General features: G+C 63.8%; 13 protein-coding genes. 7 read left to right on the forward strand and 6 right to left on the reverse strand.

Annotation, left to right across the window (positions count from 1 at the left end):
* Nucleotides 1-118: 118 nt before the first annotated feature.
* Nucleotides 119-1,501: a cation diffusion facilitator family transporter gene (locus tag QM467_RS10175; protein WP_283366208.1), complete on the reverse strand. Its 1,383-nt coding sequence runs from the start codon at nucleotides 1,499-1,501 to the stop codon at nucleotides 119-121.
* Between the two features lie 174 nt (nucleotides 1,502-1,675).
* Here QM467_RS10175 and QM467_RS10180 point away from each other — a divergent pair, with 174 nt between their 5' ends.
* From QM467_RS10180 to QM467_RS10200, 5 genes are all read left to right on the forward strand, one after another.
* Nucleotides 1,676-2,116 (forward strand): VOC family protein, encoded by a 441-nt coding sequence (locus QM467_RS10180; protein ID WP_283366209.1) that lies wholly within the window; start codon nucleotides 1,676-1,678, stop codon nucleotides 2,114-2,116.
* Nucleotides 2,116-2,823 (forward strand): class II aldolase/adducin family protein, encoded by a 708-nt coding sequence (locus tag QM467_RS10185; RefSeq protein ID WP_283366210.1) that lies wholly within the window; start codon nucleotides 2,116-2,118, stop codon nucleotides 2,821-2,823. Before QM467_RS10180 ends, QM467_RS10185 begins: the two co-directional genes overlap by 1 nt.
* 200 nt (nucleotides 2,824-3,023) lie before the next feature.
* Nucleotides 3,024-3,422 carry a hypothetical protein gene (locus tag QM467_RS10190; RefSeq protein ID WP_283366211.1) on the forward strand — a complete coding sequence of 133 codons (399 nt, stop codon included), beginning with the start codon at nucleotides 3,024-3,026 and terminating at the stop codon, nucleotides 3,420-3,422.
* A 159-nt stretch (nucleotides 3,423-3,581) separates the two neighbouring features.
* Complete coding sequence (locus QM467_RS10195; RefSeq protein WP_283366334.1) at nucleotides 3,582-4,172, forward strand: DedA family protein; 591 nt, start codon at nucleotides 3,582-3,584, stop codon at nucleotides 4,170-4,172.
* Between the two features lie 116 nt (nucleotides 4,173-4,288).
* On the forward strand, nucleotides 4,289-4,978 hold the full coding sequence (locus QM467_RS10200; protein WP_283366212.1) for a DedA family protein: 690 nt from the start codon (nucleotides 4,289-4,291) through the stop codon (nucleotides 4,976-4,978).
* 27 nt (nucleotides 4,979-5,005) lie between these two features.
* Here the strand turns inward: QM467_RS10200 and QM467_RS10205 are convergent, their stop codons facing one another.
* From QM467_RS10205 to QM467_RS10225, 5 genes are all read right to left on the reverse strand, one after another.
* Nucleotides 5,006-5,983 carry a branched-chain amino acid ABC transporter permease gene (locus tag QM467_RS10205; RefSeq protein WP_283366213.1) on the reverse strand — a complete coding sequence of 326 codons (978 nt, stop codon included), beginning with the start codon at nucleotides 5,981-5,983 and terminating at the stop codon, nucleotides 5,006-5,008.
* A 1-nt stretch (nucleotide 5,984) separates the two neighbouring features.
* Entirely contained in the window at nucleotides 5,985-6,872 is an 888-nt protein-coding gene (locus QM467_RS10210) for a branched-chain amino acid ABC transporter permease (protein ID WP_283366214.1), read from the reverse strand.
* 73 nt (nucleotides 6,873-6,945) lie between these two features.
* Entirely contained in the window at nucleotides 6,946-8,172 is a 1,227-nt protein-coding gene (locus tag QM467_RS10215; RefSeq protein WP_283366215.1) for an ABC transporter substrate-binding protein, read from the reverse strand.
* 41 nt (nucleotides 8,173-8,213) lie between these two features.
* Nucleotides 8,214-8,921: an ABC transporter ATP-binding protein gene (locus QM467_RS10220; RefSeq protein WP_283366216.1), complete on the reverse strand. Its 708-nt coding sequence runs from the start codon at nucleotides 8,919-8,921 to the stop codon at nucleotides 8,214-8,216.
* Nucleotides 8,914-9,684: an ABC transporter ATP-binding protein gene (locus tag QM467_RS10225; protein WP_283366217.1), complete on the reverse strand. Its 771-nt coding sequence runs from the start codon at nucleotides 9,682-9,684 to the stop codon at nucleotides 8,914-8,916. Before QM467_RS10225 ends, QM467_RS10220 begins: the two co-directional genes overlap by 8 nt.
* 457 nt (nucleotides 9,685-10,141) lie before the next feature.
* On the opposite strand from QM467_RS10225, the gene ccoN reads away from it, so the two are divergent.
* A complete protein-coding gene (gene ccoN / locus QM467_RS10230) occupies nucleotides 10,142-11,764 on the forward strand; it encodes a cytochrome-c oxidase, cbb3-type subunit I (RefSeq protein ID WP_283366335.1) in 1,623 nt (540 codons plus the stop codon).
* Nucleotides 11,765-11,774: 10 nt separating this feature from the next.
* Nucleotides 11,775-12,509 carry a cytochrome-c oxidase, cbb3-type subunit II gene (gene ccoO, locus QM467_RS10235; RefSeq protein WP_283366218.1) on the forward strand — a complete coding sequence of 245 codons (735 nt, stop codon included), beginning with the start codon at nucleotides 11,775-11,777 and terminating at the stop codon, nucleotides 12,507-12,509.
* Nucleotides 12,510-12,515 lie beyond the last annotated feature (6 nt).

Raw genomic sequence — 12,515 nt, forward strand, 5'->3', positions numbered from 1 at the left:
AAATGAAGGCTGGCCAGGAGCGAATGCGACCAACAGCCCTCCGAACGACGGGCGTCTGTAGACGCCCTTTGGCAGATGCGAGGGGCCCGTCGATCGCGGATTTTGCGATCGACAAAATTTAGGCCGCGCAGCAGAGCGGCTCGGCGTGGCCGACGACGCGCAGCAGGCCCGGCGTGGCTTCGCGGATGGCGCGCTCCAGCCGGTCGACGGCGTCGTGGGTCGCCGCCACGGACAGGGCCGGATCGACGGTGGCGTGGAAATTGACCACCAGCCCGTCCTCGGTGCGGCGGACGCGCACGTCATGCACGCCATGGAGCACGCCGCCCTCGCGCGCCAGTTGGCGCAGGGACCCCGCAATCGCGGCGACCGTGTCGGGATCGGCTTCATGTCCGGTCAGCGCATGGTCCTGCAACGGCTCGATATGGCTTTCCACTTCGATCCCGGCGCCGACCTCCGCGCGAATTTCGTCTTCCAGCGCCGTGGCGATCTCATGGGCGGCGCCATGGGACATGGCGCCGTCGATCTCGAGATCGAAGGCAATGCAGTCGCGTCCGTCAAGGCGCTGGACGATGATGTGATGCACCGCAAGCTTGCGCCGCGCGGCGATCAGCATGATCCGCTCGGTCAGGGTCTCTTCGTCGAGCGCGCGCGGCGAGGTGATGATGCTGGCCTGGGTCTCGGGCGAAATCTCCGCGATCTTCGCCTGCACGGCGCGCTCGATCTGGATCAGGCGCTCCACCGGCAGCGTGCGCGAGACGCCGACGGTGACCTCGCCCAGAATATGCGGGCCATTGCCGCGCAGCTTCACGTCCTCGACCTCAACGACGCCGGGAATCTGCCCGATGGCGGCCCGGAGATCCTCGGCCAGCCCCTCGGGCGCCGTATCGAGCAGGGTCTCGATGGTTTCTCGGCCCAGATGATAGCCGGCGTAGCCGATGAACAAGGCGACGCCGATAGCCGCTAAGGCGTCGCCCTGGTGGAATCCGTATGAACTGGCGGCAAGTCCGATCAGAACCAGCGCCGAGCCGACGAGGTCGCTGGCGAAATGCATGGCGTCGGCGGCGAGCGCATGGCTGCCGGTCTTTTTCGCCACGGCGCGCAAGGTCTGCCAGCGGGCGAGGTCCACCACGATGGAGACGCCGAGCACGGCGAAGACCGGCCAGCTCGCGTCGATGGGCTCGGCGCCTTCCCATAGCCGCCGGATGGCGGCGACGAGAACATAGCAGGCGAGGCCGGCGAGCAGGCCTGTTTCGGCCAGAGCCGAAAGCGATTCGAACTTGCCGTGGCCATAATGGTGGCGGTCGTCGGCGGGCTTATTGGCCTCGCGCACGGCGAAATAGGTAAGGATGGTGGCGCCGGTGTCGAGCGCGTTATGGGCGCCTTCCGACAGAAGCGCCAGCGATCCGGACGCGACGCCCGCCACGAGCTTGCCGATCGTGAGCAGAAAGCTGGCGATGATCGAGCTGAGGGCGACTTTTTCCTTGAGGGCGGCGTCGGTCAAGGGCGGTCCTCCTGCCTTGCGCGGCTGCAATAACATTTCGGCGCGGGGCCGGGCAAGGCGGAAAAGCCCCAAACGCCTCGCGCAGCGCCCGCGGCGGCGGCGCGGGCGCATTGAAATCGGGCTCGAATTCGCGTGAATTCGGTTATAAAGGCGGCGCAACAGAAGGAGGCGGCGATGCGCTACCTGCATACGATGATCCGGGTCGGCGATCTCGACGCGGCGCTCGATTTTTTCGTCAACAAGCTTGGCATGGTCGAAACCCGCCGGATGGAGAATGAAAAGGGCCGCTTCACGCTCATCTTCCTCGCCGCGCCGGGGGACGCCGCGCAAGCCTCGGCGAGCGCCGCGCCCGTGGTGGAGTTGACCTATAACTGGGACCCGGAGACCTATACGGGCGGCCGCAATTTCGGCCACCTCGCCTATGAGGTCGACGACATCAACGCCTTCTGCGACAAGCTTTCCCAGGCCGGCGTGACCATCAACCGTCCGCCGCGCGACGGTCGCATGGCCTTCATCCGCTCGCCGGACGGCATCTCCATCGAATTGCTGCAAAAGGGCGGGGCGCTGCCCGCGCGGGAGCCCTGGGCCAGTGCGCCGAATATTGGAAGCTGGTGATGGCCAAGTCGAAACAAGCAGTGTTGAAACAAGCAGTTTCGAAAAAGGCGGAGCGCAAGGCGCGCGAGGCGATCGTGGCGGCCTGTCGCGCGATGAACGCCAAGGATTTCAACCAGGGCGCGGCGGGCAATATTTCCGCGCGTCTCGGCGAAGCCATGCTGATCACGCCGAGCGGCGTCGATTACGACGAGCTGACGCCGGACATGATCGTCGCCATGGATCTCGCCGCCGAGGCTCCGGTCCGCGACGCGAAGACCGGGTTCAAGGCCTCCAGCGAATGGCGTTTCCATCGCGATATTTTCCGCGCGCGTCCGGATGTCGCCGCCGTGGTGCACGCCCATGCGCCCTACGCCACGGTCATGGCCATGCTGCGCCGCCCGATCCCGGCGAGCCATTACATGATCGCGGCCTTTGGCGGCGCCAGCATTGAATGCACGGATTACGCGCCCTTCGGCACGCCGGAGCTGTCCGAACTGGCCGTGGCCGGGCTCGGGCCGCGCCAGGGCGTGCTGCTCGGCAGCCATGGCATGATCGCGGTCGGGCCCGACCTCAAGCGGGCGCTCTGGCTCGCCGGAGAACTCGAAACCCTGGCGCGGCTGCATTTTCTCGCCAGCCTCGCGGGCGGCCCGGTCATCCTGCCGGACGAGGAGGTTCTGTCGCTGGTGGAGCGCTTCGCCGGCTATGGTCCCGGCGCGCAAAAACGTTAACGAATCCTTAAACCGCGTCAATTCAACGCGCCCCATTTCGGGATTCTCACGGCATTGTGATTCGTTCGCCGTCCTCCTTCATTGGTATTATCTCCGCGTTCCCACTGGCGTTGAGTTTTTGGAACGGTTTTCCCCGAAATGCCGCGCGGTCGCACTTGCATAAGCAAGGTGGCGGCGCCCACCGGAAATCGGAGACCTTCATGCGAACGAGCGAATTGTTCCGAACATGCGCCAATGAACATGTCGCCGCAGCGGCTCTCGCCTGCATCGGCGGCAAGCTTCAGCGGCGGGTGGCGGCGGCGGCGCGAAACGCGGGCGTGCCGGCTGGCGCATTCGTGGCGCTTCTGGCCGCCGATTATGACCGCAAGGCCAGCCCCCTGCGGCGCAAGATGCTGGAAACCGGGATGGTCCGCAGCGAAATGCCGATCCTGACCGGCTTGCGCCATGTCGTCGAGACGGCGCTGGAAGACGCCTGGGACGCCACGCGTGACATCGCGCGCGCGGAAGCCGGCGCCATGGAGCAGCGGCGCCTGCGCTGGGAGGCCGGACCGCGCACATTGCTGCGCCGGGAGCCCGAGTTGAAGAGCGTTTACGGCTGAGCCGGATCGGAGCGCTGTGAGGGCGCTCCGATCCGTCCCGGGCCTTGCGCTCGCCAGCATTCCCGGGGATAAGGCTTCCTTCCGGGCGAGGTCCGATTGGAACATCTCCATTCCCTGCTGGTTCATTATGGCCCCTGGGCCATTTTTTTTATCGTGGCGATGGAAAGCGCGGGCATCCCCATGCCCGGCGAAACCATTCTGGTAACCGCCGCCATTGTCGCGGGCCGCACGCAGCAAGGCTCGATCGGACTCATCATCGCCGCCGCGGCGGCGGGAGCGATTTGCGGCGACAACGCCGGCTTCTGGGCCGGGCGGCGCTTCGGCCTCGACATCCTGATCCGCCACGGCGGGCGCATCGGCCTCGACGAGGATCGGCTCAGGCTCGGGCAATATCTGTTCCTGCGTTATGGCGGCGCCATTGTATTTTTCGGCCGCTTCGTCGCCGTGCTTCGCGCTTTCGCGGCCGTGCTGGCCGGGGCCAATAAACTGGCGCCGTGGCGATTTTTCATCTACAACGCCTGCGGCGGCGTCGTCTGGGCGACGATTTTCGGCCTTGGCGGCTATTTTCTCGGCGGGGAATTTCACAAGATCGCGGGGCCATTCGGAATCGCGGGGCTCGTTCTCGCGATTGGCCTGATTTTCGCCGCGTGGCGCCATTACCGAAAGAACGAGCGGCGCATGATCGAACTGGCGAAGGCCGCGCTGCCCGGACCCATCGGCTTTGATGGGCGGCACGAGACCGCGTCATAAGTTGCAGTTACGCCAAGGGAATTTCAACCCTATTGTCTTAACCTGGGCGCAAGCGCCACCTCATGGCGCGGCCAGCCCACGCCGGAAACGACAGCCCGGCGCCGACGGAATCCGAAATGTTCATCGAAACGATAAAGCCCCTGATTGCACAGCATGGCTATCTCGCGGTCTTCTGCATCGTCGCTCTTGAAAGCGCTGGCATTCCGCTGCCGGGCGAAACGGCGCTGGTCCTCGCCGCGATGTTCGCCGGCGCGACGGGCCTGATCGACATCAAGCTGGTCATCTTTTTCGCCGCGCTCGGCGCCATTCTCGGCGACAATGTCGGCTTCTGGGCGGGGCGGCGCTTCGGCCTGCCGCTGTTGCTGAACCATGGCGCCCGGTTGGGGCTCACCGACGACCGGATCAAGCTCGGGCAATATCTGTTCGAGCATCATGGCGCGAAAATCGTGTTTTTTGGCCGCTTCATCGCGCTGCTGCGGATTTTCGCGGCTTTCCTGGCCGGGGTGAACCGTTACAGCTGGGGACAGTTCCTGTTTTATAACGCCACCGGCGGCATCGTCTGGGCGGCGATCTTCGGCCTCGGCGGCTTCGCCTTCGGCGACGCCTTCGAGCGCGTCGCGGGCCCCTTGGGCAAGATCATGCTCGGCCTCGCCGTGCTGGGCGTCGTCTTTGTGTGGTGGATCATCCACACGCAGGAGAGAAAGCTGATCGCGCGCGCCGTCGCCGCCTATCCGGGACCGCTGCGTGAGCGCGCGTCCGCCGCCGCGTCGGAATCGGCGCGGGAAGAGGCCGCCGCCGGCGAATAGCCGGCGACGAGGGCAAATCCCTCCGATTTACAGCGAGATTTTGAAGCGGTTCGCGATCTCGCCGATCAGGCCGCGGCGGAAGCTCAGCACGCTGACCACGAAGATCGCTCCCTGAATCACCATCACCCACTGGCCGAAGGTGGACAGGTAATTCTGCATGGCGAGGATGACGAAGGCGCCGAAGACCGGCCCGACCATCGTTCCCATGCCACCGACCAGCGTCATCAGGATGACTTCTCCCGATGTGGTCCAGTGCACGTCGGTCAAGGTTGCGCTTTGTGCGACAATGGCCTTGGTCGCGCCTGCGAGCCCCGCCAGCGTGGCGGACAGCACGAAGGCGGCGCGCTTGTATTGGTCCACGCGATAACCGAGCGAAATGGCACGGGTCTCATTCTCGCGGATGGCCTTGAGCACCGTGCCGAAGGGCGAATGGACGATGCGGTAGATCGAGAACAGGCCGAACAGGAAGATCGCCAGAACGACATAATAGAGCGTGACGTCATTGCTGAGGTCGATCAACCCGAACAATTTTCCGCGCGGCACCGCCTGCACGCCGTCTTCGCCATGGGTATAGGGCGATTGCAGGGCGATGAAATAGACGAGCTGGGCCAGAGCCAGCGTGATCATCGAGAAATAGATGCCCTGGCTGCGGATCGACAGCGCGCCCGAGGCGAGGCCGAGCAGGCCGGCGCCCAGCGTCCCGGCGAGGATGGCGGCTTCGGGCGGCAGGCCCCAGACCTTGGCGGCATGGGCGGCGAGATAGCTGGCCGAGCCGTAGAACATCGCATGGCCGAAGGAGAGCAGGCCGCCATAGCCGACCAGCAGATTGAAGGCGCAGGCGAACAGGGCGAGGCAAAGCGCCTGGGCGAGGAAAAAGGGATAGGCCGCCAGCGGCGCCGCCGCGAGAACCAGGGCGAGACCCGCGATGGCGAGCAGTTCGGTGGAGGACTTCGCGGCGGGGGCCGAGGCGGGCGGCGCCGGAGCGTGGGGGGCGATATCGGTCATCTCACGCCTTCCTGCCGAACAGGCCGGCCGGCTTGACCAGCAGCACCAAAGCCATGACGACGAAGACGACCGTATTGGCCGCCTGGGGATAAAAGACTTTGGTCAGGCCCTCGATCAGGCCGAGCGCGAAGCCGGTGACGATGGAGCCCATGATCGAGCCCATGCCGCCGATCACCACCACCGCGAAGACGACGACGATGAGATCCGCGCCCATCAGCGGCCGCACCTGATAGATCGGCGCCGCCAGCACGCCCGCGAGCGCGGCGAGGCCCACGCCGAAACCATAGGTGAGGGTAATGAGGCGAGGGACATTGACGCCGAAGGCGCGCGTGAGCTGCGGATTTTCCGTCGCCGCGCGCAGCACCGCGCCGAGACGGGTCTTTTCGATGGCGAACCAGGTCAGCAGGCAAACAGCAAGCGAGAAAACGATGGTCCAGGCGCGATAATTGGGCAGATACATGAAGCCGAGATTGGCGCCGCCCTTGAGCAGTTCCGGGACCGGATAGGGTTGGCCGGACGAGCCGAAATAGTTTTGGAACAGGCCCTGGATGATCAAGGCGAGTCCGAAGGTCAGCAGCAGGCCATAGATATGGTCGAGCCCTTGCAGGCGGGTCAGCATGGTCCGCTCGACGATCATGCCGAAAATGGCGACGCCGAGCGGCGCCAGCACGAGTGCCGGCCAATAGCCGATGTGGAGCGCGTTCAACAGGAACCACGCGAAGAACGCGCCCATCATATAGAGCGCGCCATGGGCGAAATTGACGATGTTCAGCATGCCGAAGATCACGGCGAGGCCGAGACTCAGCAAGGCGTAGAAGGCGCCGTTGATGAGCCCGACCAGCAATTGCGCGAACAGGGCCTGGGTCGTGATGCCGAGCAGGGGGATCATGCGGCCCCCCCGTTCCGGCGGCGCAGGGGGAACTCGCGCTCCCCCTTTTCTCGGCAAAAAACGTCCGAGACGCTCATTTGGTCACCAGCGGGCATTCGCTCTGCGCCAGCGGGCGGAAGGCTTCCTCGCCGGGGATCGTCGCGACGACGGAGGCGTAATCCCACGGATATTTCGATTCCGAGGGCTTCTTGACCTGGAGCAGATAGACCGGGTGGATCTTGCGGCCGTCCTGGCGGATATAGCCCGCGCCCATGGCCTCGTCGTCGGTGGGCATGGCTTTCATCGTGGAGACGATGGCCGCGCCGTCGGTCGTCGGGCCGAGCGACTCGACGGCCTTCAGATAATGGATAAGGGAGGAATAGACGCCGGCCTGGACCATGGTTGGCATCGCGCCGTTCTTGACGCGCTTGGAATAGCGGTTGGCGAAGTCGCGGGTCTTGTCGTTCAGGTCCCAATAGAAGGATTCGGTGAACTCCAGGCCCTGCGCGGCGGGCAGGCCGAGCGCATTGACGTCGGTGATGAACATCAGCAGCGCGGCGAGCTTTTGTCCGCCCTGGGTCAGGCCGAATTCCGCCGCCTGCTTGATGGAGTTCGCGGTGTCGGCGCCGGCGTTGGCGAGGCCGACCACCTTGGCCTTGGAGGACTGCGCCTGCAGCAATTGCGAGGAAAAATCGGCGTTGTTGAGAGGCGCCATCGCATTGCCGATCACCTTGCCGCCATTGGCGGTGACCACGGTGGTGGTGTCGCGCTCAAGCGCCTTGCCGAAGGCGTAATCGGCGGTAACGAAGAACCAGCTGTCGCCGCCGGCCTTGGTGATGGCCTTTCCGGTGCTGTTGGCCTGCGAGAAGGTGTCATAGGTCCAGTGGATCGAATTGGGCGAGCAGGCCTTGCCGGTCAGGTCCGAGCTGGCGGCGCCCGAAATCAGCGCGACCTTGTTCTTTTCCTTGACGATCTGGTTGACCGCGAGAGCGACGCTGGACGTCAGGAGGTCGAGGAACACGTCGGCCTTGCCCTGGTCGATCCATTCGCGGGCGAGATTCGAGCCGACATCCGCCTTGTTCTGATGGTCGGCGGAGATGAGGTCGATTTTCCAGCCCTTGGCGAGCATGCCGGAATCCTCGATCGCCATTTGCGCAGCGACCGTCGAGCCGGCTCCGCCGACGTCGCCATAGGGGCCGGACATGTCGGTCAGCACGCCGACCTTGATGGTCTTCTCCTGCGCCAAGGCCGCGCTGACGAAAAGTGAGCCCGCGCTGGCGAGCATCAGGCCGCAGGCGGCCCCCGCCAAAGAACGTTTCATCATTTTCCCTCCCTTTCGGCGCTTTTTCCGCGCCAAATTGCTCAGACGCCCAGATAGGCGTGCAGTTTGTCCCTATTGGCCGGAAGTTCGGCGCTGCTGAAGGCCTCGACGATCTGGCCGTGATCCATGACATAGAAGCGGTCGGCGAGCGCCGAGGCCCAGCGGAAGTTCTGCTCGACCAGCAGGATGGTGAAGCCCTTGGCCTTCAGCTTCTCGATGGTCCGGGCGATCTGCTGGATAATGACAGGCGCGAGGCCCTCGGTGGGTTCATCGAGCATCAGGAGCCGGGCGCCCGTGCGCAGGATGCGGCCGATCGCCAGCATCTGCTGTTCGCCGCCCGACAATTTGCCGCCCGGGCTGCGCAGGCGCTCGCGCAGATTGGGGAAAAGCTCGAAAATCTCGTCCAGGCTCAGGCCGCCCGGCGCAATCCTGGGCGGCAGCAGCAGGTTTTCCTCGACATTGAGGGTGGTGAAGATGCCGCGCTCTTCCGGGCACAAGGCGATTCCGAGCCGCGCGATGCGGTCCGACGGCAGCGCGATCGTCTCGACTCCGGCGAAGCGGATCGAGCCGCGGCGCTTCGCCATCATGCCCATGATGGATTTGAGCGTCGTCGTCTTGCCGGCGCCGTTGCGCCCGAGCAGGGTGACGATCTCGCCCTCCCGAATCTCCAGCGCGGCGCCGTGCAGCACATGGGACTCGCCATAGAAGGCGTGAAGGTCGGATACGCTCAGCAGCGGGGCGTCAGCCATGACCCGCTCCTTCCGGCGATTCGGAGCCAAGATAGGCCTCCTGAACGGAGGGATTGGCCGAGACAACGGCGTAATCGCCCTCCGCCAGCACTTTTCCGCGCGTGAGAACGGTGATCACATCGCAGATGCGCGAGACGACGCTCAGGTTGTGCTCGACCATGAGCACGGTGCGTCCCTCTGCGACGCGCTTGATGAGATCGGCGATCCGGTCGATGTCCTCGTGGCCCATGCCCGCCATGGGTTCGTCGAGCAGCAGCATTTGCGGATCGAGCGCGAGGGTCGCGGCGATTTCCAGCGCCCGCTTGCGGCCGTAAGGCATTTCCCCGGCCTTCGCGTCGGTCCAGGCCGAAAGGCCGACCTCGTCGAGCAGCTCGCGCGCCCGCGAATCATATTGCCGCAGCAGTTTGTCGGATCGCCAGAAGTCGAAAGAGTCGCCGCGCTTGCGTTGCAAGGCGATTCGGACATTGTCCAGCGCCGAAAAATTTGGAAACACGGCCGAAATCTGGAAGGAGCGCACCAGGCCGAGGCGGGCGACGTCCGCCGGGCGGGAGCGGGTAATGTCGCGGCCTTCATAGCGGATCGAACCGCGCGTCGGTTCGAGAAATTTGGTCAACAGGTTGAAACAGGTGGTCTTTCCGGCGCCGTTCGGGCCGATCAGCGCGTGAATCGTGTGACGCCGAATCCGCAAGCTCACGTCGTTGACCGCCGTGAAGCCCGAAAATTCCTTCGTCACCCCGTCCGTCTCAAGGGCGTAGGCGCTCAAAAGGCAATGCTCCCTTATGGCCGATTCGTGCGTCCTTCCAGGGACATGGCCGTTACTTCGAATTTAGGCGGGGGCCAGAGGCTGAATCAAGCGCTAATCCCGGGAAATTAGTTGAATGTTGAACCGCGCCCGGCGCGATCGCAAAAAGGCGAGAATGTCAATAAACGCGGCGAAGAATTGGTCAAATTGCGGCGCTGACGCTTTGGTTCAAACCGCGGCGAAAAGTCGCGCATTGGAAACTTTGGACTGTTGTCCTATCGCCTGCAGAACATTTTCAAGCTAATGAAGGCGTTAAGCGCTTCATTTGACTTGAGTCAATGAAAGCTTTGACGGGGCGGGCGATGGTCCGCCCAATGGCGAGCCGGCGCCCTGACAAACGCCGGCGCGATTTCATTGGGGCGAAAACATGGCGCAAGCAAGTTCAATAACCACAGCGTCGCCGTCCGGCGGCAAGAAAATGACGATCGGCGAATTGCTCGGGATCGTCCTCTCGTTCGCCGGCGCCTTCCTGGCGCTGTTCATCGCTTCGAAGGCCTACACGGCCGCCTACGCGTTCCATATGTTCGTGTTCGCGCTTGCCGGCTTCGGTTCGGCGTTCCTCATCTTCAAGCACTACACCAACCGTGCGGCGGTCATTCCGCAGGAGATCAACGGCCGGCCGAACTATCAATACGGCCCCATCAAGTTCGCAAGCCTCGCGGCGGTGTTCTGGGGCATCGCGGGTTTCCTGGTCGGCCTCATCGTCGCGCTGGAGCTCGCCTATCCCGATCTGTCGATGGGTCTCCAGTGGATCAACTTCGGCCGCTTGCGCCCGCTGCACACCTCGGCGGTGATCTTCGCCTTCGGCGGAAACGTCCTGCTGGCGACCTCGCTTTATGTCGTGCAGCGCACCTGCCGCACGCGTATCGCGGGCGAACTCGCTCCCTGGTTCGTCATTCTCGGCTACAACCTGTTCATCGTCATCGCTGGCACGGGCTACCTGCTCGGCATCACGCAGTCGAAGGAATATGCCGAACCGGAATGGTACGCCGACCTCTGGCTGACCATTGTCTGGGTTGTCTACCTGCTGGTCTTCCTGGCGACGTTGTGGAAGCGCAAGGAGCCCCACATTTATGTCGCCAACTGGTTCACCCTGGCGTTCATCCTCACGATCGCCATGCTGCACCTCGGCAATAACGCGTCGATCCCGGTGTCGATCTTCTCGCCGAAATCCTACATCGTATGGTCCGGCGTGCAGGATGCGATGTTCCAGTGGTGGTATGGCCATAACGCGGTCGGCTTCTTCCTGACCGCGGGATTCTTGGCCATCATGTATTATTTCGTGCCCAAGCGCGCGGAGCGTCCCGTCTATTCCTACCGGCTGTCGATCATCCACTTCTGGGCTCTGGTCTTCATGTACATCTGGGCCGGCCCGCACCATCTGCACTATACGGCGCTGCCGGACTGGGCGCAGACCCTGGGCATGACCTTCTCGATCATGCTGTGGATGCCTTCCTGGGGCGGCATGATCAACGGCCTGCTGACGCTGGCTGGCGCCTGGGACAAGCTGCGCACCGATCCGGTCCTGCGCATGCTGGTCGTGTCTGTCGCCTTCTACGGCATGTCGACCTTCGAAGGTCCGCTGATGTCCATCAAGGTGGTCAACTCCCTGTCGCATTACACCGACTGGACCATCGGTCATGTGCATTCCGGCGCGCTGGGCTGGGTGGGCTTTGTCTCCTTCGGGGCCCTCTACTGCCTGATTCCCTGGGTGTACAACCGCAAGCTTTACTCGATGAAGCTCGTGAACTGGCACTTCTGGATCGCGACTATCGGCATCGTGCTCTACATCACCGCGATGTGGGTGTCCGGCATCCTTCAGGGCCTGATGTGGCGCGCTTATACCTCCAACGGCTTCCTTGAATATTCCTTCATCGAAACCGTCGAGGCCATGCACCCCTTCTACGTGATCCGTGCGGCGGGCGGCGGCCTGTTCCTCATCGGTTCGCTGATCATGGCCTATAATTTCTACAAGACCCTTGCTTCGCCTGAAGAGGCCGAAGCTCCCGAAGCCAAACCCGCGCTCGCGCCGGCCGAGTGAGGAGCTGTCCATGTCCATGTGGAAACATCACGCAATCTTCGAAAAGAACAGCCTGGTTCTGTTGGTCGGCATCCTGATCGTGATCGCCATTGGCGGTTTGGTCGAAATCGGCCCGCTCTTCTACCTGAAGAGCACGATCGAGACGGTCGACGGCGTGCGGCCCTATACGCCGCTCGAACTCGCCGGCCGCAACATCTACGTCCGCGAGGGCTGCTATCTCTGCCACTCGCAGATGATCCGGTCCCTGCGCGACGAGGTGGAGCGCTATGGCCATTATTCGCTGGCTGCGGAATCGAAATATGATCATCCGTTCCAGTGGGGGTCCAAGCGCACGGGTCCCGATCTCGCCCGCGTCGGCGGCAAATATTCCGACGACTGGCAGCGCGGCCATCTGAACGACCCGCGCTCGGTGGTTCCGGGTTCGGTCATGCCGCGCTACGGCTTCCTGGCCGAGACGCCGCTCGACTTCGCCCATATCCAGGAGGACATGCAGGTTCTGGCGATCGAAGGCGTACCCTATACGCCCGACCTGATCGCCAAGGCCAAGGTCGATATCAAGGCCCAGCTGAGCCCCGACGATCCGTCTGTCGCCGATCTGGTCAAGCGCTATCCCAAGGCGGTCGCTCACGCGAGCCTTGGCGGCGAAGCGGGTCCGACCGAACAGGACGCGCTGGTCGCGTATCTCCAGATGCTCGGCACGACGGTTGACTTCAAACTGTTCGACGCAAAAGCCAACTGGCGCTGAGGGGCG

It is taken from the genome of Rhodoblastus sp. 17X3 (assembly GCF_030056575.1).
Taxonomy (GTDB): Bacteria; Pseudomonadota; Alphaproteobacteria; order Rhizobiales; family Beijerinckiaceae; genus Rhodoblastus.